A 24,276-nucleotide genomic window follows, 5' to 3' on the forward strand; every position below is an offset into this window, starting at 1 on the left:
GAACAGGCGAACGCGGGACAACAGGCACGCGCGGACAGCACAGCCTGAACCCGCGCGAACGCCTGAGCTGGCGTGGCGCGCTGGCGTGGGGTCAGCGGCCGGTGCCGGCGTGGACCGTGGCCTCCGCGTCGCCGTCGAGACCGTAGGCGGTGTGCACGGTGCGGGCGGCCTCGGTGAGGTCGGTGTCGCGGAGCACGACCGAGATGCGGATCTCCGACGTGGAGATCATCTCGATGTTGATGCCGCCGGCGGACAGGGCCTCGAACAGGGTCGCCGAGACACCGGAGTGCGTGCGCATCCCCGCGCCGACCACGGACAGCTTGCCGATCTGGTCGTCGTGGATGAGGTTCTGGAAGCCGACCTCGGTCTGCTCGCCGGCGAGGGCCTTGAGCGCGGCAGCGGCGTCGGCCTTGGGGACCGTGAACGAGATGTCCGTGCGCCCGGTGGCGGAGACGTTCTGCACGATCATGTCGACGTTGGCGCCGGACTTCGCGACGATCTTGAAGATCTCTGCGGCCTTGCCCGGGACGTCGGGCACCCCGGCGACGGTGATCTTGGCCTGGCTGAAGTCGGTGGCGACGCCGGCGACGATCGGTTCTTCCATGACTGCTCCCTCGGCTTCGCGAGGGTTCTTCATGCCCTCGCCCAGAACGTATGTGCCCTCGGCCGACGAGAACGTCGACCGGGCGTGGATGAGGACACCGTGCCGGCGGGCGTACTCCACGGCACGGATGTAGAGGACCTTGGCGCCGTTGGCGGCGAGCTCCAGCATCTCCTCGCTGGAGACGTGGTCGAGCTTCTGCGCCTTCGGAATCACGCGCGGGTCGGCGGTGAAGATGCCGTCCACGTCGCTGTAGATTTCGCAGACGTCCGCCGACAGCGCGGCCGCCAGCGCGACGGCCGTCGTGTCCGATCCGCCACGGCCGAGCGTGGTGATGTCGCGGGTGTCGCGGTTGAACCCCTGGAAGCCGGCGACGATGACGATGGCGCCCTCGTCGAGCGCCTCGCGGAGCCGCACGGGCGTGACGTCGACGATGCGCGCCGCGCCGTGCTGCGAGTCGGTGATCATGCCGGCCTGGCTGCCGGTGAACGACCGCGCTTCGAAGCCCATCGAGTGGATCGCCATCGCCAGCAGCGCCATCGAGATCCGCTCGCCGCTGGAGAGGAGCATGTCGAGTTCGCGCGGCGCCGGGATCGGCGCGACCTCGTTCGCGAGGTCGAGCAGCTCATCGGTCGTGTCGCCCATGGCGCTCACGGCGACGACGACGTCGTGACCGGCGCGACGGGTGTCGACGATGCGCTTGGCGACGCGCTTGATGCTCTCTGCGTCGGCGACGGACGAGCCGCCGTACTTCTGCACGATGAGGGCCACGTTCACTCCCTGGGATGTCGGGCGGATCCGCCCACGGTCATTCTACGATCGGCGCGCATGCCGCCCCGCGCATGTGACGGCTCAGGCGGGGGCGGGCGGGACGGGCGTCACCGGGCGCAGGCGCCCTCCGGTGGCGGCGAACCAGCACCCGACGATGATCAGTGGGAATCCGAGGAGGAGCCCCGGGGTGAGGGGCTCGGCGAGCACGATCGCGCCGAGCACGATCGCCACGACGGGGTTCACGTAGGTGAACAGCGGCGCCCTGACCGGTCCGACCTCGCGGATCAGAGCGAAGAAGGCCAGGAACGCCAGCGCCGTGCAGATGACGGCGAGGGCGAGGAGGGCGCTGATCGACGGGAGCGTCGGCACCTCGTGCTGCGTGAGCAGACCGATCGGGAGATAGAAGATGCCGATCATGAGCAGGGACAGCGTGATCGTGCCGAGCGAGGGCACGTCGTTCAACTTGCGCGCCACGATGAACGGTGCGATCGCGTACAGCACCGCGACGAGCAGCACCTCCCCGGCCGCGAGCAGACTCACCTCTCCCCCGAAGAGCCCGGGCCCCGCCACGACGATGGCGACGCCGACGAAGCCGACGAGCAGGCCGATGCCGCGGGCGGGACGCAGCACGCCGCGGTCACCACCGCCCAGCGCGATGAGGGCGGCGAACAGCGGCACGGTCGCGACGAGGAGTCCGGTCATGCCGGAGGGCAGCGTCATCTCGGCATGCCCGAGGAGGAGGAACGGTCCGGCCATCTCCACGGCCCCGAAGGCCAGCACCCACGGCCAGTGCCGCAGCGCCGCGCGGAGGGCCCCACTGCGCAGGGCGAACGGCAGCAGGAGGAGGGCGGCGATCAGCGTCCGTCCCGCCACGATCGCCGGCGGGGAGATCGAATCCACCGCCACGCTGATGAAGAGGTAGGGAACGCCCCAGAGCAGGGCCATGGCCCCGAAGAGCAGCCAGCCCCGGCGGGAGAAGCCGGACTGCGGGGTCACAGCACGCGCCGGCCCTCGAAGGCCCGGCCGAGCGTCACCTCGTCCGCGTACTCGAGGTCGCCGCCGACCGGGAGGCCCGAGGCGAGCCGCGAGACCGTGATCTGCATCGTCGTCAGGAGCCGGCTCAGGTAGCTCGCCGTCGCCTCCCCCTCCAGATTGGGGTTCGTGGCGATGATGACCTCCTGCACGGTGCCGTCGGCGAGCCGCGTCATGAGCTGCGCGATCCGGAGGTCGTCCGGCCCGATGCCCGCGATGGGGCTGATCGCGCCGCCGAGCACGTGGTACAGGCCGCGGAACTCCCGCGTGCGCTCGATCGCCGCGACGTCCTTCGCGTCCTCGACCACGCAGATCAGCGCCTGGTTGCGGCGAGGGTCGCGACAGATCGCGCAGCGTTCCTGCTCCGCGACGTTGCCGCAGATCTCGCAGAAGCGGACCCGGATGCGGATCTCGGTCAGCAGCTCGGCGAGCCGGGCGACGTCGAACGTCGGCGTCTGCAGGATGTGGAACGCGATGCGCTGCGCCGACTTCGGGCCGATGCCGGGAAGGCGGCCGAACTCGTCGATCAGCTCTTGGACGATGCCGTCGTACATCAGGAGAACCTCGTGGGGGGCTCGTAGGGCTCTTCGCGAAGGAACGTCGCGCCGAGCACCTGGCGGATCACGGCCTCTCCGTAGCGCTGCACGCCGCCGGCGGCAGGGGTGCGCTCGACGACGACCGGTGGAGCGGCCGCGGGGACCGTGCGGGCGGCCGCCTGCGGGGCCGCCGCCGGAGTCGCGCGTGGGGAGGGAGGGCGGTCGTACGGAGCCGGGGGCTCGTAGGCCGGATCGTACGGCGGCTCCTCGTCGAACGCGGGAGCGTCGTCGTCGCCGGGCAGCGGCGGCTCATCGCGATCGATCCTGCCGTCGGCCGGCGGGGTCGGGGCGGCGGAGGCGGCCTCGACCTCCTCCGGCTCCTCGTCGACGGCGAGGGGCGCTGCGGGCGCGGCGGCCGCTGTCGTCGGGATGGGTGCGACCGCCCACTCCGTCACGGGGGCCGCGGCGGCGCGGGTCTGCGGGCGGGAGGGACGCGCTGACGCAGGCTCCGATGCGGGAGCGGTGTCGGCCGGGGCAGCGGATGCCGAGGAGGCGGGCTGCCGCGGCGCACCGCCGGGCGGCATCGGGGCCGGCAGGTACTTGACCCGCACCCCGACCTCCTGCTCGATGGCCGTGCGGAGGTGGTCGGACGGTCCGGAGCCGGGCGTGGTCCCCTTGAACTTCGCGACGTCGTGCTGACTCGTGAATCCGAGGGTCAGGACCTCGGAGTCGCCGTCGTAGGCCAGCGGCTGCACGGCGGTGGCGAGCAGCCAGGACGTGCGGCTGATGCCTTCGAGGCGCTTCAGCACGGCAGGCCAGGCGTCGCGGACGCGGTCGAACGTGACGGGGGCGGACGGCGCGGACGACGCCGGGGCCGGGGCCGGAGCCGGCGTGGGGTCGGGCTCCGCGGGACGGGCGGGTTCCGGCGCCGGCTCGGGCTCCGGAGAGCGCTCGGGCTCGGCAGCGGCCGCCGGGGCGGAGACGGCCGGCGCGGAGGGAGCCGGTGCCGCGGGCGTCGAGGGCAGTGCCGGCGCGGTCTCCGTGCCGGGCGCAGCCGTGGGAGACGGCGCCCCGGCCGCGGGCGGGATCACCGGCGGATGCGTGGTGGCCGGCGGCTGCAGCGCGCCCGACGCGGCCGCCCCGGACGAGGTCGACCCCCCGGATGCGGCGAGGACACGGGCCACCATGAGCTCGAGGTGGAGGCGGGGCGACGTGGCTCCGGACATGTCGTCGAGAGCCGCGCTGACCACGTCGGCCGTACGGGAGAGCCGCGCGGCGCCGAACGACTCTGCCTGGCGGCGCATACGGTCGAGCTCGTCTTCCGCGATCCCGCGGAGCACGGCGGAGGCACCGGAGCCCACGGCGGCGATCACGATGAGGTCGCGCAGGCGCTCCAGGAGGTCGTCGACGAAGCGACGCGGGTCTTGTCCGGTCTGCACGACGCGGTCGATGGCCGGGAAGGCGGTCGCGGCGTCGCCCGTCGCCAGCGCATCGACGATCTCGTCGAGGAGGGCCCCGTGGGTGTACCCGAGCAGCGCGACCGCGCGCGCGTAGCCGACGGTGACAGTCTCCGAGCCGGCAGGGGCGTCCGACCCCGCGATGAGCTGATCCAACAGCGACAGGGTGTCGCGGGGCGAGCCACCCCCGGCGCGGACGACGAGCGGGAGGACGCCCTGCTCGACGATGACCCCCTCCTCCGCGCAGAGCTTCTCGACGTAGTCGAGCATCGCGGCGGGCGGGACCAGCCGGAACGGGTAGTGATGGGTGCGCGAGCGGATCGTGCCGAGCACCTTCTCGGGCTCCGTCGTCGCGAAGATGAACTTGACGTGCGGCGGGGGCTCCTCGACCAGCTTCAGCAGCGCGTTGAAGCCCTGCGGGGTGACCATGTGCGCCTCATCGAGGATGAAGATCTTGAAGCGGTCGCGGCTCGGGGCGAAGGTCGCCCGCTCGCGCAGGTCGCGCGCGTCGTCGACGCCGTTGTGACTCGCCGCGTCGATCTCGACGACGTCGAGCGATCCACCGCCCGCCCTGGACAGCTCGACACAGCTCGGGCAGGTCCCGCAGGGGGTGTCGGTCGGTCCCTCCGCGCAGTTCAGGCACCGGGCGAGGATGCGCGCCGAGGTGGTCTTGCCGCAGCCGCGCGGGCCGGAGAACAGGTAGGCGTGGCCGACGCGGTCGCCACGCAGCGCGGTCATGAGCGGATCGGTCACCTGCGACTGCCCGATCATCTCGCCGAACGTCTCGGGTCGGTAGCGGCGGTAGAGGGCTGTGGTCACCCCTCCAGCCTACGGCGTGCCACCGACGTTGCTCCCCTCCCGGTCGACCCGGCCCCTTTCACGCGAGCCACCCCTCTGCGTGCGTCCGCAACGGGGTGGGACGCACGCAGAGGGGTGGGTCAGCGGTCAGTCGAGGTTCTCGATGACGGGGATCGCGCTCGTGATCACGGGGACCGAGGCCGAAAGACGCGTGCCGTCGTCGCGGCGGGCGTCGGCGAACTCCTGGAGGGTCGGGCGTCCGGGGATCACGGGTCCCTGGTTCGCGAGGGGGACGATGACCTCGTCCTCCAGCGTCGCGATGTACGCGTTGTCCCGCACGCTGAACGGCACCGGAGGTCCGCTGCGCACCTCGACGCGCAGCTCGTGCCGCGTGACGGTCACCTGCATCGCCGTCCCCTGCCACTGCAGCGGGAACGACAACGACGGCCAGGACTCGGGGAGCCGCGGGTCGAAGCTGAGGTCACCGCCGTAGTCGCGCATACCGCCGAAGCCGCAGACGAGGGCCGTCCACACGCCACCGGCCGAGGCCACGTGCACCCCGTCCGCCGCGTTGTGGTGCAGGTCGTGCAGATCGACGAACAGCGACTGCTCGAAGTACTTCTGCGCGAGGTCCTGATAGCCCACCTCTGCCGCGAGGATCGACTGCACGACCGCCGAGAGGGTCGAGTCGCCCGTCGTCAGCGGGTCGTAGTAGTCGAAGTCGGCCTTCTTCTCCTCGGGCGAGAAGTGGTTGCCCTGGAGGAACAGCGCCAGCACGACGTCAGCCTGCTTGAGCACCTGGAAGCGGTAGATCACGAGCGGGTGGAAGTGCAGCAACAGCGGGCGCTGGTCGGCCGGGGTGTTCGCGAGGTCCCAGACCTCCCGCTCCAGGAACAGCGAATCCTGCGGGTGGATGCCGAGGCTCTCGCTGTACGGGATGTACATCGCCTCCGCGGCACGCTCCCAGGACTCCGCCTCACCGGAGCCGAGGCCCGTGCGCTCGACGAGGGCCGCGTAGTCCTCGGGGTAACTGTCGCGGATCTCCCGCACGACCTTGGCCGCGTACCGGAGGTTGTACCGTGCCATGACGTTCGTGTACAGGTTGTCGTTCACGACGGTCGTGTACTCGTCCGGGCCGGTGACGCCGTGGATGTGGAACGTCTGGAGGCCGTCGCCGGCGCCGGACTGCTCCACGAGCCGCGATCCGCGCCAGAAGCCGAGGGTGGCCCAGAGCCGCGCGGTCTCGATCGCGACGTCGGCGCCCTCGCGCCGCAGGAAGGCCTCGTCCCCGGTCGCCCGCACGTACTTGCCGAGCGCGAAGCTGATGTCGGCGTTGATGTGGTACTGCGCGGTGCCGGCGGCGTAGTACGCCGAGGCCTCCTCGCCGTTGATCGTGCGCCACGGGAAGAGCGCTCCGGCCTCGTTGAGCTGAGCGGCCCGGCGGCGCGCCGCGGGGAGCATCTTCACCCGGGCCCGGAGAGCGTTGTACGCCCAGCGCGGCGTCGTGTAGGTGAGGAACGGGAGCACGTAGATCTCGGTGTCCCAGAAGTAGTGGCCGCTGTAGCCGGAGCCGGTGAGTCCCTTCGCGGGGACGCCGGCGCCGTCCGCCCTGGCCGAGGCCTGCGCGAGCTGGAACAGGCACCACCGGGTGGCCTGCTGCAGGTCGTCGCGCCCGCCGATCTGCACGTCGCTGCGCTCCCAGAACGCGTCGAGCCACTCGCGCTGACGACGGAAGACCGTCTCCACGCCCTCGTCCGCTGCCCGGTCGAGAGAGCGACGGCAGCGGTCGACGAGCTCCCGCGGGGGCACGCCGCGGGACGAGTGGTAGCTGACGAGCTTGGTGATCGTGATGGGGACGCCGGCCTTCGCCTGGACGCGGAAGACGTTCTTGGCGATGTCCGGCTCGATGAGCGTGCGGACGTTGTAGTCGTTCTCCGTCTCGATGATGTGATCGGCGACGACGGCGACGGTCATCCCGGACGCGGCGACTCGGTACGACAGCGCGGAGCGCAGGCCGTCCTGCCAGTGCTCGGCCGGCTCCAGCACGCGGTCCGCGATGCGCTCGGCCTTGCGCGGGTCGAAGGCGGCGCCCTTGGTCGTCATCGGGGAGCCGGCGTAGACGCCCGCCCCGTCCTGACGGTTGAGCAGCTGGCAGCTGATCGTGACCGGGGCGTTGGCGTTCTCGACCACGACCTCGAGCCGCAGCACGGCGAGGTGGCGCTCCTCGAAGCTCACGAGACGCTGATCCCGCATGCGTACCCGCTTGCCGGACGGGGTCTCCCAGACGACGCGCCGTTCCAGCACACCCGTGCGCATGTCGAGCGTGCGGGCGTACTCGCGCACGTCCGCGTCGTCGAGGGAGATCGGCTCGTCGTCGACGTAGAGGCGCATCACCTTGGCGTCGGGGGCGTTGACGATCGTCTGGCCGACCTCGGCGAAGCCGTAGGCCTGCTCGGCGTGCCGGATCGGCCACGTCTCGTGCAGGCCGTTGATGAAGGTGCCGTGCTCCTGCGCGCCGCGCCCCTCGATGTGGTTGCCCCGGAGCCCGAGGTAGCCGTTGCCGACCGAGAACAGCGTCTCGCCGACGCCCTCCTCCGAGTAGCGCGTCTCGATGAGACGCCACGGGTCGACGGGGAAGCGGTCGCGGTCGATCATGCGGTCTCCGGGGTGTCGGTGCGGGCGGCGGGAAGCAGGACGCCGAGGTCGTCGACGACGTGGGTCGCGCCGGCGGCGCGGAGTGCGTCGGCGCCGGCGCCGCGGTCGACGCCGATGACGACGGCGTATCCGGCGGCGGCGGCCGAAGCGGCGCCGGAGGTGGCGTCCTCGACGGCGATGCTGCGGGCCGGGTCGACGCCGAGGGCCGTGGCGCCGGCGGCGAACATGTCGGCCGCGGGCTTGGAGGCGAGGTGCTCACGCTCGGCGACGACGCCGTCGATCACGACGCGGAAGAAGGACCGGATGCCGGCGGCCGCCAGTACCTCCTCGGCGTTCTTGGAGCTGGAGACGACACCGAGCGGGATCCCCGCGGCGTGCAGCGCCTCGACCACGGCGAGGGAGCCGGGGAACGGAGCGATGCCCTGGCTGCGGAGCGACGCCGCGAACGCGGCGTTCTTGCGGTTGCCGATCCCGCAGATGGTCTCGGCGGACGGGTCGTCGTCCACCGAGCCCCAGGGCACCTCGACGTTGCGGCTGCGCAGCAGGCTCGCGACGCCGTCGTAGCGCTTCTTGCCGTCGACGTAGGCGAAGTAGTCCTCGTCGGTGTACGGCGGCGTGATGTCCCAGCGGGCGAAGACGTCATCGAAGACCGCCTTCCAGGCGCGCATATGCACCTCGGCGGTCGGCGTGAGGACGCCGTCGAGGTCGAACAGCACACCGTCGGCGTGGAACAGGTCGGGCAGCGCGTCTGGCACAGAGCCTCCAGGAGAAGGACGAGGGTCGGGTCGGCACCTCTCCGTGCCACTGTGCAAGCGTAATGGCGGCGGCGCGCGCGGGGTAACCCCGGACCCGGATCAGAGCAGTTCGGCGGTCTGCCTGGCGATCTGGAGCTCCTCGTCGGTGGGGACGACGAGGACCGTCACGGGCGAGGCGTCCGTCGAGATGACGCGGACGCCGCGCTCCTTCGCCTCGTTGCGGGCCGGGTCGATCTCGATCCCCGCGAAGCCGAGCGTCGCCATCGCCGCCGCCCGCACGGGCGCCGCATTCTCCCCGACGCCCGCGGTGAAGGACACGACGTCGACCCCGCCGAGCTGCGCGATGTACGCGCCGGCGTAGGCCCTCAGACGGTGGACGTACACGTCGAAGGCCAGCGTCGCGGCCTCCTCCCCCGCGGCGACGCCCGCGAGGATGTCGCGCATGTCGCTGCGTCCGGCGAGTCCCGCCAGCCCGCTGCGGGTGTTCAGCAGCGCGTCGAGGTCGTCGATGGTGTAGCCGGCGCGGCGGGACAGGTGCACGAGAGCGGCCGGGTCGATGTCGCCCGACCGCGTGCCCATGACGAGGCCCTCGAGCGGCGTGAGGCCCATCGAGGTCTCGACCGAGCGACCCCCGTCGATCGCGGTGACCGACGCGCCGTTGCCGAGGTGGAACACGAGCTGCCGGAGGGTCCCGAGGTCGCGCCCGAGGAAACGCGCGGCGGTCTCGCTGACGTACTGGTGGCTCGTGCCGTGGAATCCGTACCGACGGACCCGATGCTCGGCGGCGAGCGGCGCATCGATCGCGTAGGTGTAGGCCGCCGGCGGCAGCGTCTGGTGGAACGCGGTGTCGAACACCGCCACGTGCGGGACGCTGTCGAACACGGCGCGGGCCGCCCGGATGCCGGCGAGGTTCGCCGGATTGTGCAGCGGCGCGAGCACGGCGAGCTCGTCGATCTGCCGCTCGACGTCCGCGTCGATCAGGGTCGGCGCGTAGAAGCGCGCACCACCGTGCACGACCCGATGCCCGACCGCGACCGGGGGATGCGCCTCGAGGGAGGGGCCGTGCGCGGCGAACTGCGCGCGCATGACCTCGAAGGCGGCGGCGTGGTCGGGGATGGACTGTTCGTCGCGGTAGGTGGCGTCGAGCATCGTCGCCGACGGTCCGTCACCCGGCTCCGGGCGCACGGTGTGGGCGACGGGGCTGGAGTCCTGCCCGATGCGCTCGATGAGCCCGCTGGCGAGCTCGTCCTCGTGCGCCGTGTCGATGAGGCTGTACTTCAGCGAGGACGACCCGCTGTTGATGACGAGGATCGCGCTCATGCCTCCTCCCCCGCTCGCTCGTCGCCCTGGGCCTGGATCGCCGTGATGGCCACCGTGTTCACGATGTCGTCGACGAGCGCGCCGCGGGACAGGTCGTTGATCGGTCTGTTCAGCCCCTGCAGCACCGGACCGATGGCCACGGCGCCGGCGGAGCGCTGCACCGCCTTGTAGGTGTTGTTGCCGGTGTTGAGGTCGGGGAAGACGAACACGGTCGCCCGCCCCGCCACCGCCGAGTCCGGCAGCTTCGCCTTGGCGACCGCCGCGTCGGCGGCGGCGTCGTACTGGATGGGCCCCTCCACGAGGAGTTCGGGAGCGCGCTCGCGCACGAGCGCCGTCGCCGCCCTGACCTTGTCGACGTCGGCCCCTGACCCGGACTCGCCGGTGGAGTACGACAGCATCGCCACGCGGGGGTCGATGCCGAACTGCCGGGCGGTGGTGGCGGACGAGATCGCGATGTCGGCGAGCTGCTCGGCCGTGGGATCGGGGATGACCGCGCAGTCGCCGTACACGAGCACGCGGTCGGCGAGGGCCATGAGGAACACGCTGGAGACGACGTTCACCCCCGGCTTCGTCTTGATGATCTCGAAGGACGGCCGGATCGTGTGCGCCGTGGTGTGCGCGGCACCGGAGACCATGCCGTCGGCGAGCCCGAGGTGCACCATCATCGTCCCGAAGTAGGAGACGTCGGTGACGGTGTCCGCGGCCTGCGCGAACGTGATCCCCTTGTGGGCGCGCAGCCGGGCGTACTCGGCGGCGAAGCGCTCCACGAGCTCTGGGTCGGTGGGACTCACCACGTGCGCGCCGGCGATGTCGAGGCCGAGTTCCGCCGCCCGCGCGCGGATCGCCCCGTCGTCGCCGAGGATCGTCAGCTCCGCCACCTCGCGGGACAGCAGCGCCGCCGCCGCCCGGAGGATGCGGTCGTCGTCGCCCTCGGGGAGGACGATGTGGCGGCGGTCGGACCGCGCGCGTTCCATCAGGCCGTACTGGAACATGAGCGGCGTGACGACGTGCGCCTCCGCGAGCCCGAGCTGCTCGGTGAGCTCGGCCACGTCGACGTGCGCCTGGAAGAGTCCGAGCGCCCGGTCGTAGCGACCGCGCGAGTCGGCGGAGATGCGGCCGCGGGTGCCCATCACCCGCACCGCCGTGTCGTAGGTGCCGAGGTCGGTGGTGATGATCGGCACCGAGGAGGCGAAGCCGTCGAGCAGCTGGAGGATCGGGTCCGGCAGCGGGAACGGCCCGTTGAGGATGATCCCGGCGATCCGCGGGAACGTGCCGGAGGAGTCGGCGAGGAGGGCGGCGAGCAGCACCTCGGTGCGGTCTGCGGGGATCACGACCACGGCCTCGTCGGTGAGGCGCGGCAGGACGTTCACCATCGACATGCCGGCCACGACGATCGACAGCGCGACCGCGGTCAGACGATCCTCGTCGCCCTTGAGCAGCGTGCCGTCGACGGCCGACACGATGCCACGGATGGACGGCGCGACGAGCGCGCGGTCCTCGGGCAGCGCCCAGACCGGGGTGCCGGCGGGGAGGACGGCCCGCACCGCGTCGACGATGGCGTCGAGCCCGTCGGGGTCGGCCCTGTTCACGGCCACCGCGAACAGCTCCGCGCGCTCCTCGGCGAGTTCCGGCAGCGCCAGGGCGGCGATCTGGCCGACGGCGGCGGACTCCCGTGCCGTGGTCGTGCCGAGCTGCTCGGCCTGCCGCTGCTGGTCGCGTCCGCTCAGCACGAGCAGGACGGGGGCTCCGAGGTTCGCCGCGATCCGGGCGTTGAAGCCGAGCTCGGCGGGGCTCGCGACGTCGGTGTAGTCGCTGCCGACGATGACGACGGCGTCGCACTGCGCCTCGACGGCCTTGAAGCGCGCGACGATGGTCGACAGCGCGCCCTCGGGGTCGGCGCGCACGTCGTCGTAGGTGACGCCGATGCAGTCCTCGTAGTCGAGCTGGACGCCGTCGTGGGCGAGCAGCAGCTCGAGGATCTCGTCGCGCTCGGCGACCGCGCGGGCGATCGGGCGGAACACGCCCACGCGCGGCGACACGCGCATCAGCGCATCGAGCACCCCGAGGGCGATCGTCGACTTCCCGGTGTGGCCTTCGGCCGAGGTGATGTAGATGCTCCGCGACACGGCTCCAGCTTAGGCGGGCACCCCGACACCGCACCCCGCCGCTGCCGTGACAAACGCGCGCGTCACTCGCACGGGCCGGACAGCACGTCGACGACGGCCGTGGCATCCTCCTGGTACCGCGTGTAGTAGTCCCTGTCCGTGTTCACCTGCACCCGGTGGATGGCGTGCGAGGGCGCCATCGACCGCCAGTCGGGGACCCGCGCCAGGCGCTCGAAGAACAGGCGGGCCGCGGTGGCGGGATCCATCCGCTGCTCCGCGCTCCCCCACCACTCCTGCTGCTGGAAGAGCCCGATGCTCGTCGTGCGCGATCCATCCGGATTGGTCCAGCCGCGCGTCTCCCAGTCCCCGTAGTCGATGTTGCGCAGGCTGCTCTCCCCCATCGCGGTCATGACGCCGAGGATCTGACCGTCCCGCGCGAACCCGAGCTCGTCGGCGGTGCGGATGATGGTCGCGGCGTTCTCGAGCTGTTCGCCGCTCCATCCGGCGACGCCCGCCTGGGGGAAGGTCGACGGACGGTCGAGGCAGACCGGCGCCGGATCCCTCGCCAGCCCCAGCGGGATGAGCACGAGCAGCGCCGCCCCGCGGCCACCACGGCGGCGGACACGGCGACGCGCCGCAGGATCCGCTTCCGCTGTGCGCGCCGGGCGGCTCGACGGCGCGCCTCCCGGCGTCGGCGGTTGGCGGCCTCGCGCGACGCGGCGGGCCGCCGGGTCGACGTGGTCCGCGTCGCCGTCGTCCTCCTCGTGCGCGGAGCCGTCATCGTCCGACGGCGCGGCGCTGGTCGGGACGCCGTCCGGCGAGCGCGGCCGCACCGCCCCCGATGGCGCCGAACAGATGGCCCTGCCAGGACACGCCGTCCGCGACGCCGAACACCCCGGCCAGCATGGTGCCGCCGTACAGCCCGATCACGACGACGGCGATCACCGCGTAGAGGATGCGGTGCGACACGCGCCCGGGGGCGAACACCCGCATCACCACGTAGCCGAAGTACCCGAAGACGAGCCCGGAGGCGCCCACGGTCAGCGTGCCGGGGGCGTTCACGAGCCAGGTCCCGAGCCCGCCGACGACCGCGACGATCACGGTGACGGCCCAGAACCGGCGCGTGCCCTCGACCGCGACCAGGCAGCCGAGCACCAGGAACGGCACGGAGTTCGCGATCAGATGCGCCCAGCTCGCGTGCAGCAGTGGGGCGAAGACGATCCCCAGGAGTCCCGCAGGATCCCACGAGCGGATGCCGAGGCCGCTGAAGGAGCCCGGCAGCACGGCGTCCGCGAACTGCACCGCCCACATCGCCGCGAGCAGGAGCACGGGCGACGCGAATCGCCGCAGTGGATGCTCGGGCCTGGCCGACGGAGGAACGGTCACCGCTCGATTCTCGCAGGAGCACCCGGGGGCCGGCTGGACGCGGGCAAAAGAAAAGACCCTCCGCGCACCCAGCAGAGCCCGGTTACCCTTGCTGCGTTTCCGCCCTGGGGGAATTGGCCTGGATGCCGCCACGCGGAGAGCCGTCGTCCACTCTACCCGACGCCGACGGGACCCGACGACCGCAGCCCGGCATGGTCCCGCGGGCCGTGCGGAGCGTACGATCGATGCACGCGCATCGTTGCGCCGGACGAGAGGGAACGCATGCCAGAGAACGCCCCCCTGAGCCCGGTCGCGATCGACGCCGACGGATTCGCCGCCCGGACCGCGGCCATCCTCGGCTCGATCAGCCAGGTGATCGACGGGAAGCCCGAGGCCGTGCGCAGCGCCCTCGTCTGCCTGCTCGCCGAAGGCCATCTGCTCATCGAGGACGTGCCCGGCGTCGGGAAGACGATGCTGGCCCGCGCCCTCGCCGCGACCGTCGACGCCACCGTCCGGCGCATCCAGTTCACCCCTGACCTCCTGCCCGGCGACGTCACGGGGGTCTCGGTCTACAACCCCGTCGATCGCGAGTTCGAGTTCAAGCGCGGCGCCGTCTTCGCCCACATCGTCATCGCCGACGAGATCAACCGTTCCTCCCCCAAGACCCAGTCCGCACTCCTGGAGGCCATGGAGGAGGGGCAGGTCACGGTCGACGGCTCCACGCATCGGCTGCCCGACCCGTTCCTCGTCGTCGCCACGCAGAACCCGCTGGAGATGGAGGGCACCTACGCGCTCCCCGAGGCGCAGCGCGACCGGTTCATGATGCGCATCTCGATGGGCTACCCCGACCCCGCGGCCGAGGCCCTCATGCTGCGGCAGCGTGACGTCGTGAACCCGCTGGCGACCGTGACCCCGGTCGCGGACGCCACCGCGATCTCGCAGCTCATCGCCTGGGCCCGGGCCGTGCACGTGGCGCCCGCACTCGAGGAGTACGCGGTCGCCCTCGCCCAGGCCACCCGCACCGACCCGAGCCTGCACCTCGGCGCCAGCCCGCGGGCCACGCTGCAGCTCGTCCGCGCGGCGAAGGTCTGGGCCGCGCTGGACGGCCGCGACTACGTCATCCCGGATGACATCACGGACCTGCTGATCCCCGTGTTCGCCCATCGGCTGCTCCCCGCCCGCGGCGCGCATCGGGCGGGTGCCCAGCCGGTCGAGGCGGCGCTCACCCAGATCGCGGAGCGCGTGCGCGTGCCCGTCGCGACCCGCTCCTGAGGACACCGCCATGCGCCGACGTCGACTGCTCACGCCGCGCGGCACCGGTGCGCTCATCGCCGCGCTCGGATGCGTGATCGCGGCCAACATCCTCGGTGCGCGGATCCTGCTGTACCTCGGGGTCCTTCTGGCCGCGCTCACGCTGTTCGCGGCTCTCGCCGTCCGCCTCCCCCGCCGCTCCGGAACGGTCACCCGGCAGATCTCGACCGACCTCCTCACGGTCTCGGAGACCTCGCGCGTGACGGTCCGCTTCACGCTCCGGGCCCTCCGGGTGCCGCACGGGCTGTGGCACGATGTCCTCCCCTCCGCCGTCACCGGCGACTCGGGAGGCGAATACCCCGCCGACACCCCGCAGCTCAGCTACCTCGTCACCGGCGTCCGTCGCGGCGTCTGGCCCCTGGGGCCGCTCCTGCTGCGCACCGTCGATCCGTTCGGTCTGGCGCAGCGGGAGCAGGCGTTCGGCGACACGCGGACGATCACGGTGGTCCCGGAGGTCTTCGCGCTGACCCCGCTCGCCGTCCGCATCGGCGCGGCGGGCGGCACGGCGCACACCTCCTCCACCCGGCTCGGCCAGGGCAGCGACAACCTCTCGCCCCGCGGATACGCGCCCGGCGACTCGATGCGCCGCATCCACTGGAGGGCGACCGCGCACCGCGGAGAGCTCATGGTCCGGCAGGAGGAGGAGGAGTCGAGCCCGGACGCCGTCGTCGTGCTCGATCGCTCGGGCAGCGGGTGGACCGCGAATGCCGAGGAGATCGATCCGACGTTCGAGGCCGCGGTCTCGCTGTGCGCATCCGCCGCCCTCCATCTCGCCGCCGAGGGATACAGCGTCGACGTCCTGGACAGCGCGGGCACGCTCCTCGGTGCCCTCCGCGGACACGAGGACGACCGGGACGGCCTGCTGGTCGCGCTGGCGATGGTCTCGCCGCGCGGCGAGCGCCGCGACCTCGTCGCCCTGCTCGGCGGGACACCGCCCGGACCGCTCGTCTACGTGACCGGCCGACTGGACGAGGAGGACGCCGCGCTGCTCCGCCCCGCCGGCGCCGCCGCACCGCTCCTCTTCAGCACCGACCCGCCGCCGGGCACCGAGGAGGCCGCCCGACAGCACGGCTGGACCGTGGCGCGACTGGGCACCGACGTCGCCGAGGCATGGGACGACGCGCTCTCGGCACGGACGGGAGCCGTCGATGTTCCGGGATGAGCGGCCGCGGCCCGCCGTCGTGCCCACCGGCACCCGCCCGCGCTGGCACCGCGATCGGGAGGAGCCGGCCGGGATCCTCGCCCTCGGTGCCCTCGCCGCCCTCGCCGCGCTCACCGCGCTCTGGCCCTTCACCTCGGTCATCGCCCCCGGGGTCTGGTCGTTCGTCGTGACCCTCGTCGTCGTCGTGGTGATCGGCGCCGGCATGCTCGTACGGCATCTGCTGCGCGACCGTCCTGCGACCGTCGTCGGGCTGGTCGCCCTGCTCGCGCAGCTCCTCGTGGCCGTCGGTCTCCTCACCCTGCTCCTCGCGGGAGACACCGCCGTCGCGGGGGTGGTGCCGACGTCCGACACGCTCACGCTGTTCCAGGCCCTCGGCTCCGCAGCAGTCCAGGAGATCGTGTTCGGCTCGGCTCCGCTGGAGGCCTCCCCCGGGCTCGCGGCCGCCCTGGGTGCGGGCTTCGCCCTCGTCGCGATCCTGCTCGACCACCTCCTCGCCCACCGGGCCGCCGTCCTCGCCACCGTCCTGCTGGGGGCCGTCGGCGCGGTGCCGATGATCGTGACGCTGGGACCGCCGAACGTGGCCTGGTTCGCCATCGCGGCGGTCGTGGCCCTCCTCCTGTTCCGGGTCACGGCGCGACGGCACCCCGAGACCCCGCGCCGCGCCTCGGCGGGTGTCGCGGTCTCCGTCGGCGCGGCCGCCATCGCGACCACGCTCCTCGTGACCCCGCTGCTCCCGGTCGCGTCCAGCATCGCCGGGACCGGGGTCGGCGTCACGGTCGACGCCTCCCTGCGCCTGGGCGACGACCTCCGACAGCCGAGTCCGGTCGAGGTGCTGACGGTGGCCACCGAGGCGGATACCGCTCCCTACCTCCGCCTCACGACGCTCTCCCGGTTCGACGGCCGCGTCTGGCAGCCGGACCGCGGCGACCTCCAGTCCCAGGCGGACGGGTTCGGCGACGCGGAGTGGAGCGAGGACGTGACCGCCGCCGAGCAGACGACCTCGATCCGGGTGCTGCGGATGTCGAGCTCCTGGCTGCCCGTGCCGTATCCGGCCACGGACGTGCAGGGGCTCAGCGCGGCGTGGCGCGTCTCGCCCGAGAACCGCACGTTGTTCTCCCGCCGCGCCGACGCGGTCGGCAACGACTACACCGTGACCTCGCTCCGCGTGACGCCGACGCTGGAGCAGATCCGTGCGACGGAAGCGGCCCCGCCCCGCGAGACGGACCAGGACGAGGAGGTGGAGCTCCCGGCTATCATCCCCGAGCTCGCGGCCGAGGTGACCGCGGACGAGGAGACCGACTACGACCGGCTCGTCGCGCTGCAGGACTGGTTCCGGTCGCAGTTCGAGTACTCGCTGGAGACGCCGGTCGACGAGGGCTTCGACGGCACCGGCGCTGACGCCGTGGCGCGATTCCTCGAAGAACGCTCCGGATATTGCGTGCACTTCGCCGGCTCCTTCGCGCTCATGGCCGAGAGCCTGGGCATGCAGGTGCGGATCGTGGTCGGATACCTCCCCGGTTCGCCCACCGACGAGAAGCGCGGTGACGAGTCGATCTTCTCGGTGTCGAGCGACCAGCTGCACTCCTGGCCCGAGGTGCTGTTCCCCGGCATCGGCTGGGTGCCTTTCGAGCCGACCGCCTCGCTCGGTGTCCCCACGGCCTTCCGTGCCGGCACCACCGGTGCCGGGAGCAGCAGCGGCCCGGCGACCCCCGCACCCACGACGGCTCCGCAGACCGAGGAGACCTCCGGGCCGGAGGTCGACCGGAGGGATGCGGATGCCGGCTCGACGGACTCCGGGGAGCTGCGCCGACTCGACCCGACGCCGGTCCTCCTCACGACACTCGGTGTCGTGATCGTGCTCCTCCTCCCCGCCGTCGTCCGGCTCCTCGAGCGGCGCCTCCGGATGCGTCGCGCCGCCCACGGAGACGCCGCCGCGGCGTGGGCGGAGCTGCGAGACACCCTGATCGACCTCCGGATCCCCGTCTCGGACGCGGAGAGCCCGCGGATACGTGCCGCCGGGCTCGTCAGGGAGGCAGGTGCGGACGAGGCCGCGTTGGGCCGGTTGGTCACGGCGGTGGAGCGCGCGAACTACGCGCGCACGTCTGCCGCTGCCGACGACCTCGCCGTCCCCCTGCGGGCCGTGCTCGTCAGCCTCCGCGCGCACGTCGCCGGGGGGACTCGGGCCGAGGCGCTGCTGTTGCCGCGGTCGCTCTATGCGCCGCGGGGTTCCGACTCCCGACTCCTGGTCTGACGGTCGGCGTGCGCCGCGGTCAGAGGTGCGCGGCGGACGGCTCCGCGTGCGTCGGGCAGGCGACCGCGTCGCAGTCCGCACAGACGACGAACTGCGCCCGGCAGGAGGGGTCGGGGCAGTTCGCGGTGCGCTTCGTCGCCGCCCCGCATCCCGCGCAGACGCCGATCACCCGCGCGTGGTCCGAGAAGTCGACGGATCCGCGCCCGTCGAAGACGTAGAGCGATCCGTCCCAGAGGCCGTCGTCGCCATAGGTCTCGCCATAGCGGACGATCCCGCCCTCGAGCTGGTAGACCTCGCCGAAGCCGCGGGACACCATGAGGCTCGACAGCACCTCGCAGCGGATGCCCCCGGTGCAGTAGGTGACGACGGGCTTGCCCTTCAGGTCGTCGTACACGCCGGAGTCGAGCAGACGCACGAAGTCCCTGGTGGTCTCGGTGTCCGGCACGACGGCGCCGCGGAAGCGTCCGATCTCCGCCTCCAGCGCGTTCCGGCCGTCGAAGAACACGACCTCGTCCCCGCGCTCGGCGACCAGGGCGTGCAGCTCGTCGGGGGTGAGCCGCGCCCCTCCGCCGACGACGCCGTGCGCGTCGACCCGCAGCTCGTCCGGGGCGCCGAACGACACGATCTCGTCGCGCACCTTCACGCTCAGCTTCGGGAAATCGAGGCTGCGGCCCGCCTCGTCCAGTCCGGTGCCCTCGCTCCACTTGATGTCGGTGTCCCGGAAAGGGGCGTAGGAGCGGAACGACCGCGCCCACTTCTTCAGAGCCGGGAGGTCCCCGCCCAGAGTGCCGTTGACGCCGTGCGACGAGATCAGCAGCCGTCCGCGCAGCCCCAGCGCCTCGCCGAGGTCACGCTGCCAGACGCGGATGGCCTCCGGATCGGCGAGCGGGGTGAACGCGTAGAAGAGGACGATCTTGGGGGTGGACACCCAGGAATCTTACGTCGCCTCCCGTCGCGCTAGCTCACGTCCCGCCGCAGGAACACCACCGCTCCCGCCCCGACCGCGAGCAGGATCCAGCCCGCCGCGATCGGCACCGCCGCCGGCCCGAGCCCCTCGCCCGCGGGGATGCCCAGGGCGGCCACGTCGAACCGGAAGGCGTCGAGCAGGGCGGGAAGCGGCAGGTAGACGGCGCCGGCGCTCCAGAACATCGCCGCGAGGAGGCCCACCCCCATCGAGAGGGCGGCGACGAAGAGCGCCGCGAGATGCGCCTGCACGACGATGCCGACCCCCAGACCCCACAGCGCCGCGGCCGCACCGAGGGCGACAGCCGACGCGACGGCCGACGCGTGCACGGGGACGCCGCCCAGGGTGACGAGAAGCGCCGTGTGCCCGCCGACCACCGCGGCGACCGCCACGACCGCGCCGCCCAGCGCCGCGGCGGGCACGCGGACGACGAGCATCGCCCACCGCGACTCCAGCATCAGCCGCTGCGCGACGACGCCGTCCCGCCGGTCGATCGTGTAGCGGAAGGAGCCGTAGACGGCCGCGAGGATGCCGGCGTAGGTCGCGAGCACGGCGTCGAAGGGGGCGACGAGCTCCTCCCGGGCCGCCGACGGGGCCTCGGCGAGCTCCGCCGGGATGCTCGTCGCCAGGGAGAGGGACAGCAGGAAGGCCGCCAGCGCGACCCCGAAGAGGACGACGTCCCCGGCCGCGCCCCGCGCCTGTGCCCGCAACGCTCGACCGATCACGCGACGCTCCGGCGTCCCCGGACGGCGGCGAGCGCGACGAGGCCGACCGCCCACGCCGTCCCGATGGCGAGGGCGGGCGCGAAGGCGAGCAGTCGGCCCTGGTACTCCGGCACGCTCAGCGCCGCGATGGCCATTCCCGGCGAGAACCGCGCGATCTCGGGCGCCGTCCGCAGCATCGCGAACTCCAGCGCCATCGGGAAGACGAGGACGATGATCGCCGTCGCGTAGTAGTTCCGGGTGATCCAGCCGATCGCTCCGCCGATGAGGGCGCCGAGGACCACGCCGCCCAGAGCCCCCGCGACGATGCGCCCTGCCTCCGCCGTGAACATGAGGCTGAGCCCGTGCCGGGCGAGGAAGACGGAGATGCCGAGCATCCACAGCAAGATGACGACCACGGCCAGCGCGAGGGCGATGACGACGCCGGCGACCAGCTTCCCCGGGAAGGCGCGGCGGAACCCGACCGCCGTGAGCGTCCGGTCCATGGAGCCGTAGTAGTACTCCCGCGTCACGGGGTACGCGCCGACGAACGCCGCCGAGATGACCGACCACGCGAGCGGCTCCAGCAGCCGGGCTGTCGCCGCGCCCGCGTCGAGGCCGTCCACTGCGAGACGGGAGCCGTCGGAGAAGAGCACGAAGGCCGGCATGAGGACCGCGACGAGGTACACGGCCAGGATCGACAGCCCGCTCACCGCGCGCAGCAGCTCGCCCCGGATCACGCCGCTCATGCGGGGGCTCCTTCGACGAGATCGAAGTATCGGCTCTCGAGCGAGTCGGCCCCGCCCGTGACGAGGTCGTCCAGCCTCCCGGCGAAGAGCGCGCGCCGTTTGATCACGACCACCTCGTCCACGACCTGCTCGAGCTCGGAGAGTTGATGACTGGAGACGAGCACCGTGCCGCCGCGTTCGGCGAAACCGCGGAGGAACCCGCGCAGCCAGCGGATGCCGTCGGGATCCAGACCGTTGGCCGGCTCGTCGAGGATGAGCGTCCGCGGCCCACCGATCAACGCCGCGGCCAGGCCCAGCCGCTGCGCCATACCCGTCGAGTAGGTCTTCACGCGGCGGCGCGCATCGGCGGCGAGGCCCACCTCGTCCAGCACCTCGTCGACGCGGCCGCGCGGCGCACCGGCTGCGAGTCGGCAGATCTCCAGGTGCCGTCGCCCGGAGATGCCGGGCTCGAAGCCGAACCCGTCCATGTGGACGCCGACGTGCGCGGCCGGGTTGTCCAGCGCCCCGAACGGCGCCCCGTCGATCACGGCCTCGCCGCTGGTCGGCCGCACGAGACCGACGATCGCCCGCAGCGTCGTCGACTTCCCCGCGCCGTTCGGGCCGAGAAGCCCGACGATCGCCCCGCGGGGCACCGCGAACGACAGATCCTCGACAGCGGTGCGGCGTCCGAACCTCTTCGTGAGGCCGCGTACCTCGATGGCGTGCTGATTCATGGTCATCCTCTCTCCTCCTCGCTCGTGAGAGCTGCCAGCGGCGACGCGACCGCCGCCCAGAGCGCCTGCCAGAGCGGCGCCGTGCCGAGCTGCACGCGCGCCTGTCCCGCTGCCGGGAGGGCGCTGCGCTCCCCCGACACCTCCACCTCCGCCACGGCCGTCGCCGGGACCGATGCCCCGGGCGTCCTGACCGGGAAGAGCGCCTCGACCGGCACCTCGGTCTCCGTCGCAGGTCGGGTCCTGATCGTCCCCTCGCCGCGGTACTCGCTGGCGAGGATGCCCCGCGTCGACAAGACGACCGGGGCGCCGTCCGGGATGCGGGTGCCGGGATCCCGTCCGCCCCGCACCAGGACCACCCGGTCGTCGTCCACGGAGAACCCCAGCACCGCGGCCGTCGGGACCGGGACGAGGATGCCGGCGGCCACGATTCCGGCCGCGAGCGCGGCGGTCACGCCGACGAGGCGGAACCGCGAGGCACCGGATCGCCACATCCGGACCAGAGCGCGCACCAGGAGGACGACGCCCGCCACGACCACGACGGCCTCCAGAGCGAGCACGAAGAGGCTCGCCGCCGGGCCGGCTCCGTCGAGCAGCTGCGCGGTCCGGACGACCGCGAACAGCACCATGATGACCGGAGCCGCCAGGCAGCAGAGACCGAACGGCACGCTCCACCACCGCTCCAGCGCCCGCGGCTGCCGCGGCGCCCCGAACACGAGGCGGGCGAGGAAGCCCGCGCCGTCGCGGATCGACCTCCTCCGGAGATTCGGCTCGTCCAGGGCGCTCATCAGGGCGAGGTACCCGTCGAAGCGCACGAAGGGGATCAGGTTCACGAGCACGACGACCGTGCAGGAGATCGCGAGGAGCAGCAGTGTCTCGCGGGCCGCCGACGACGGCAGGGCGAGAGCGGCGAGCATCGCCACCGCCGCCACCGTGGCGTGGACGGCGGGGCCGGCCAGGGCGATCGCCACACGATGCCGTCGGTCGGGGAGCCGCCAGCCGTCCGTGACATCGACGAAGAAGGCGGGCGTGAGGTACAGGAGCATGAACCCCGCGCGCCGCGGCCGGCCTCCCAGCCGGGTGAGGGTGAGCCCGTGCGCGGTCTCGTGGACCAGGGTCGCGAGGCCGAGCGCCACGACGACGAGGGCGAAGCCGGCGAGCGGCACCGGACGAGCGAGCACGGCACCCAGCTCGCCGAGGTGCAGGGCCGCGCCGACGGTCCCGGCACCGACCACCGCGGCGACGACCGCGAGGACCGCACGATGCGGGACGGGCACGACCACACGGTCGAGACGCGCGAAGAGCGCGGACGCGCGGAGGGTCGCGAACTGCACGGTGAACGGCGGTCGATACGTGACACGACCGGGCAGCCGGGACGCACCCCCGTCCAGGAGCCCGGTGTCGCGGAAGCGTTCCATCAGTCGCAGCACGCTCTCATCGGTCTCCCCCGCCGCGAAACGGGCACGCAGCGCGGAGACCGCGGTGCGGCCGTCCATCGCCGTCAGCAGGTCGACGACCGGTCGGGACAGCCGCGCCGACGGCACGCCCTGGACAGTGGCGAGCCACCCGGAGCCCTCCGCCGTCGGCTCGAACGCGACGCCGGCGGCCAGGATCGGACACGACTCGGCGGTGAGGGCGTCCCGCCCTCGTCCGCGACGTCGCCACACGGTTCGTGGCCCTGCCGTCGTCATCGCCCGCCCCTTCCATCCTCGGCGCGGGTGGTGGTGAGGAGGAGGATCTCCACACCGACGGGCGTCCGCACCGGGGACGTCTCGGGCACCGCGAAATTGGCCTCGACGAGTTCGTCGGCGAGGAGTCGGGGGTTCAGCACGTGCAGGCGACTCGTGAGGACCGGCACCTCCGCGCGCGGGGCGATGTCCGCGAGGCGGACCCAGTTGACCAGCCGCACGGCGCCGTCGTCCTCGATCTGCTGCGCGAAGAGGTAGGGCTCGTCTCCCGCGCTGCCGGGGACCGTGATCTCGCGGTCGGTCGGGAGTACGAGAGCGTCCGCCGACGCCCCGTCCGCGATGGTGAGGGCGAAGACGCCGGAGGAGGCCAGATGACGTCGAACGCCCGCGTAGAGACGCGCCCGGTCTTCGCCATCGAGCAGCGTGATGGAGGTCGCCCCGAGGACGACGAGGCCGAAGTGCTCGCCGAGCGCGAGGTCGCGCATGTCCGCCACGACGCACTCGACGGTCGCCCCGTGCGGCACGGCGCCGCGGAGACGCGCGAGCATGTCCGCAGAGAGATCCACCGCCGTGACGCGATGCCCCGAGCGTGCGAGCGGGATCGTCAGCCGTCCGCTGCCCGCGGCGAGGTCCAGCACGGGTCCGGAGGCCGTGTGCGCGAGCCCCAGGACCTCGCGGATCTCGGCTCGGTCCGGGCCGACGAGCCGGTCGTAGAAGTCGGTGCCGGCTCCGGCGTACAGGTCCTGTGCCCTGGCGGTCGCGCCGACGAGGTCGAGCCGTGCCGCCACGGTCTCGGTGATCAGGGACGTCATCCGTGCATCGCCTCTCCTCGGCTGGATGGTCGGGGGGTGCGGGCGGACGATCCCGCCCGCACCCGCTGTCAGGTCGCGATGGCGGCGGCTCCGCCGATGATCGCGATGATGTAGCTCGCGTGCTCCCACCACTCGAGCGGGGTGTCGATCTGTTCGAGTTCCAGGAACTCCAGCGACGTGGACTGCACAGTGCACCTCCTAGGTCAGAGCGAGAATTCCGATGATCACGCCCACGGCGAAGCCGCGGATGTAGTCATCGGCATCGCCCGGCGCGTCCATGGCCTCGAGTTCGGTGAACTCGAGCGCCGGCAGTGCTGCGGTCATGCGTCCCTCCTTCCTTTCTCCGATCGGGTGCTGCCGGACGGCATCACGTGGCGGCTGCCGCACCGATCCCGATGAGGACCAGCGCGCCGATCACGCCCTGGTAGAAGCTGTCCCAGCTGGGGGCCTCCATCGGGTCGAGCTCCTGGAACCGGATGCTCATCTCCGTGCTTTCGTTCATTCCCATCACCTCCTCTCCGCTGCTCGGGCCG

General features: G+C 72.5%; 22 protein-coding genes and 1 other RNA gene. 3 read left to right on the top strand and 20 right to left on the bottom strand.

Features of this window, described 5'->3' with window-relative positions; all coding sequences use genetic code 11:
• Positions 1-91 precede the first annotated feature (91 nt).
• The 11 genes from IZR02_RS12550 to ffs all read right to left on the bottom strand — a co-directional run bounded on the left by IZR02_RS12550 (position 92) and on the right by ffs (position 13,561).
• Positions 92-1,372: an aspartate kinase gene (locus IZR02_RS12550; RefSeq protein ID WP_025104257.1), complete on the bottom strand. Its 1,281-nt coding sequence runs from the start codon at positions 1,370-1,372 to the stop codon at positions 92-94.
• Between the two features lie 81 nt (positions 1,373-1,453).
• Positions 1,454-2,368, bottom strand: a complete 915-nt coding sequence (locus IZR02_RS12555; RefSeq protein WP_062765027.1) for a DMT family transporter — start codon at positions 2,366-2,368, stop codon at positions 1,454-1,456.
• On the bottom strand, positions 2,365-2,958 hold the full coding sequence (recR, locus tag IZR02_RS12560; protein WP_025104255.1) for a recombination mediator RecR: 594 nt from the start codon (positions 2,956-2,958) through the stop codon (positions 2,365-2,367). Before recR ends, IZR02_RS12555 begins: the two co-directional genes overlap by 4 nt.
• Complete coding sequence (locus IZR02_RS12565) at positions 2,958-5,216, bottom strand: DNA polymerase III subunit gamma and tau (RefSeq protein ID WP_062765031.1); 2,259 nt, start codon at positions 5,214-5,216, stop codon at positions 2,958-2,960. Before IZR02_RS12565 ends, recR begins: the two co-directional genes overlap by 1 nt.
• A 126-nt stretch (positions 5,217-5,342) precedes the next feature.
• Positions 5,343-7,850, bottom strand: a complete 2,508-nt coding sequence (locus IZR02_RS12570; protein WP_025104253.1) for a glycoside hydrolase family 65 protein — start codon at positions 7,848-7,850, stop codon at positions 5,343-5,345.
• A complete protein-coding gene (locus IZR02_RS12575; RefSeq protein WP_025104252.1) occupies positions 7,847-8,605 on the bottom strand; it encodes a beta-phosphoglucomutase family hydrolase in 759 nt (252 codons plus the stop codon). The genes IZR02_RS12570 and IZR02_RS12575 overlap by 4 nt, the downstream gene beginning before the upstream one ends.
• A gap of 99 nt (positions 8,606-8,704) precedes the next feature.
• On the bottom strand, positions 8,705-9,925 hold the full coding sequence (locus IZR02_RS12580) for an acetate/propionate family kinase (RefSeq protein WP_025104251.1): 1,221 nt from the start codon (positions 9,923-9,925) through the stop codon (positions 8,705-8,707).
• Positions 9,922-12,051: a phosphate acetyltransferase gene (gene pta, locus IZR02_RS12585; protein ID WP_025104250.1), complete on the bottom strand. Its 2,130-nt coding sequence runs from the start codon at positions 12,049-12,051 to the stop codon at positions 9,922-9,924. Before pta ends, IZR02_RS12580 begins: the two co-directional genes overlap by 4 nt.
• A 62-nt stretch (positions 12,052-12,113) precedes the next feature.
• Positions 12,114-12,863 carry a hypothetical protein gene (locus IZR02_RS12590; protein WP_254385359.1) on the bottom strand — a complete coding sequence of 250 codons (750 nt, stop codon included), beginning with the start codon at positions 12,861-12,863 and terminating at the stop codon, positions 12,114-12,116.
• Entirely contained in the window at positions 12,808-13,416 is a 609-nt protein-coding gene (locus IZR02_RS12595) for a rhomboid family intramembrane serine protease (RefSeq protein WP_025104248.1), read from the bottom strand. The genes IZR02_RS12590 and IZR02_RS12595 overlap by 56 nt, the downstream gene beginning before the upstream one ends.
• 48 nt (positions 13,417-13,464) lie before the next feature.
• Positions 13,465-13,561: signal recognition particle sRNA small type (gene ffs / locus IZR02_RS12600), an RNA gene on the bottom strand.
• A 116-nt stretch (positions 13,562-13,677) separates the two neighbouring features.
• On the opposite strand from ffs, the gene IZR02_RS12605 reads away from it, so the two are divergent.
• The 3 genes from IZR02_RS12605 to IZR02_RS12615 are packed head-to-tail and all read left to right on the top strand — an operon-like array spanning position 13,678 to position 18,119.
• On the top strand, positions 13,678-14,667 hold the full coding sequence (locus tag IZR02_RS12605) for an AAA family ATPase (RefSeq protein WP_025104247.1): 990 nt from the start codon (positions 13,678-13,680) through the stop codon (positions 14,665-14,667).
• Between the two features lie 10 nt (positions 14,668-14,677).
• Complete coding sequence (locus tag IZR02_RS12610; protein WP_025104246.1) at positions 14,678-15,868, top strand: DUF58 domain-containing protein; 1,191 nt, start codon at positions 14,678-14,680, stop codon at positions 15,866-15,868.
• A complete protein-coding gene (locus IZR02_RS12615; protein ID WP_025104245.1) occupies positions 15,855-18,119 on the top strand; it encodes a transglutaminaseTgpA domain-containing protein in 2,265 nt (754 codons plus the stop codon). The genes IZR02_RS12610 and IZR02_RS12615 overlap by 14 nt, the downstream gene beginning before the upstream one ends.
• A 19-nt stretch (positions 18,120-18,138) precedes the next feature.
• On the opposite strand, the gene trhO is transcribed toward IZR02_RS12615, so the two are convergent.
• From trhO to mpaA1, 9 genes are all read right to left on the bottom strand, one after another.
• The gene (gene trhO / locus IZR02_RS12620) at positions 18,139-19,047 is read right to left on the bottom strand and encodes an oxygen-dependent tRNA uridine(34) hydroxylase TrhO (RefSeq protein WP_025104244.1); all 909 of its coding nucleotides are present in this window, start codon (positions 19,045-19,047) and stop codon (positions 18,139-18,141) included.
• 29 nt (positions 19,048-19,076) lie between these two features.
• Positions 19,077-19,808, bottom strand: a complete 732-nt coding sequence (locus tag IZR02_RS12625) for a hypothetical protein (protein WP_062765034.1) — start codon at positions 19,806-19,808, stop codon at positions 19,077-19,079.
• Positions 19,805-20,533, bottom strand: a complete 729-nt coding sequence (locus tag IZR02_RS12630) for a hypothetical protein (protein ID WP_025104242.1) — start codon at positions 20,531-20,533, stop codon at positions 19,805-19,807. Before IZR02_RS12630 ends, IZR02_RS12625 begins: the two co-directional genes overlap by 4 nt.
• A complete protein-coding gene (locus IZR02_RS12635) occupies positions 20,530-21,252 on the bottom strand; it encodes an ATP-binding cassette domain-containing protein (RefSeq protein ID WP_115642562.1) in 723 nt (240 codons plus the stop codon). The genes IZR02_RS12630 and IZR02_RS12635 overlap by 4 nt, the downstream gene beginning before the upstream one ends.
• Entirely contained in the window at positions 21,249-22,934 is a 1,686-nt protein-coding gene (gene mpaP, locus IZR02_RS12640) for a daptide biosynthesis intramembrane metalloprotease (RefSeq protein ID WP_157544375.1), read from the bottom strand. Before mpaP ends, IZR02_RS12635 begins: the two co-directional genes overlap by 4 nt.
• Positions 22,931-23,743 (bottom strand): daptide-type RiPP biosynthesis methyltransferase, encoded by an 813-nt coding sequence (gene mpaM / locus IZR02_RS12645; RefSeq protein WP_025104239.1) that lies wholly within the window; start codon positions 23,741-23,743, stop codon positions 22,931-22,933. Before mpaM ends, mpaP begins: the two co-directional genes overlap by 4 nt.
• A gap of 68 nt (positions 23,744-23,811) precedes the next feature.
• Positions 23,812-23,931, bottom strand: a complete 120-nt coding sequence (mpaA3, locus tag IZR02_RS18030) for an MpaA3 family daptide-type RiPP (RefSeq protein WP_301178377.1) — start codon at positions 23,929-23,931, stop codon at positions 23,812-23,814.
• 10 nt (positions 23,932-23,941) lie between these two features.
• Positions 23,942-24,067 carry an MpaA2 family daptide-type RiPP gene (gene mpaA2 / locus IZR02_RS18035; protein WP_257721411.1) on the bottom strand — a complete coding sequence of 42 codons (126 nt, stop codon included), beginning with the start codon at positions 24,065-24,067 and terminating at the stop codon, positions 23,942-23,944.
• Between the two features lie 43 nt (positions 24,068-24,110).
• Positions 24,111-24,245, bottom strand: a complete 135-nt coding sequence (gene mpaA1, locus IZR02_RS18040; RefSeq protein ID WP_255218700.1) for an MpaA1 family daptide-type RiPP — start codon at positions 24,243-24,245, stop codon at positions 24,111-24,113.
• Positions 24,246-24,276 lie beyond the last annotated feature (31 nt).

Source organism: Microbacterium paraoxydans (genome assembly GCF_019056515.1).
In the GTDB taxonomy this organism is placed as follows: Bacteria; Actinomycetota; Actinomycetes; order Actinomycetales; family Microbacteriaceae; genus Microbacterium.

Excerpts from the sequence above, each read along its gene's own strand:
- IZR02_RS12630 (WP_025104242.1), bottom strand. The coding sequence starts at position 20,533 with ATGAGCGGCGTGATCCGGGGCGAGCTGCTGCGCGCGGTGAGCGGGCTG.
- mpaM (WP_025104239.1), bottom strand. The coding sequence starts at position 23,743 with ATGACGTCCCTGATCACCGAGACCGTGGCGGCACGGCTCGACCTCGTC.
- IZR02_RS12615 (WP_025104245.1), top strand. The coding sequence starts at position 15,855 with ATGTTCCGGGATGAGCGGCCGCGGCCCGCCGTCGTGCCCACCGGCACC.
- IZR02_RS12570 (WP_025104253.1), bottom strand. The coding sequence starts at position 7,850 with ATGATCGACCGCGACCGCTTCCCCGTCGACCCGTGGCGTCTCATCGAG.
- mpaA2 (WP_257721411.1), bottom strand. The coding sequence starts at position 24,067 with ATGACCGCAGCACTGCCGGCGCTCGAGTTCACCGAACTCGAGGCCATG.
- IZR02_RS12635 (WP_115642562.1), bottom strand. The coding sequence starts at position 21,252 with ATGACCATGAATCAGCACGCCATCGAGGTACGCGGCCTCACGAAGAGG.
- mpaP (WP_157544375.1), bottom strand. The coding sequence starts at position 22,934 with ATGACGACGGCAGGGCCACGAACCGTGTGGCGACGTCGCGGACGAGGG.
- IZR02_RS12610 (WP_025104246.1), top strand. The coding sequence starts at position 14,678 with ATGCGCCGACGTCGACTGCTCACGCCGCGCGGCACCGGTGCGCTCATC.
- IZR02_RS12580 (WP_025104251.1), bottom strand. The coding sequence starts at position 9,925 with ATGAGCGCGATCCTCGTCATCAACAGCGGGTCGTCCTCGCTGAAGTAC.
- recR (WP_025104255.1), bottom strand. The coding sequence starts at position 2,958 with ATGTACGACGGCATCGTCCAAGAGCTGATCGACGAGTTCGGCCGCCTT.
- IZR02_RS12605 (WP_025104247.1), top strand. The coding sequence starts at position 13,678 with ATGCCAGAGAACGCCCCCCTGAGCCCGGTCGCGATCGACGCCGACGGA.
- mpaA1 (WP_255218700.1), bottom strand. The coding sequence starts at position 24,245 with ATGAACGAAAGCACGGAGATGAGCATCCGGTTCCAGGAGCTCGACCCG.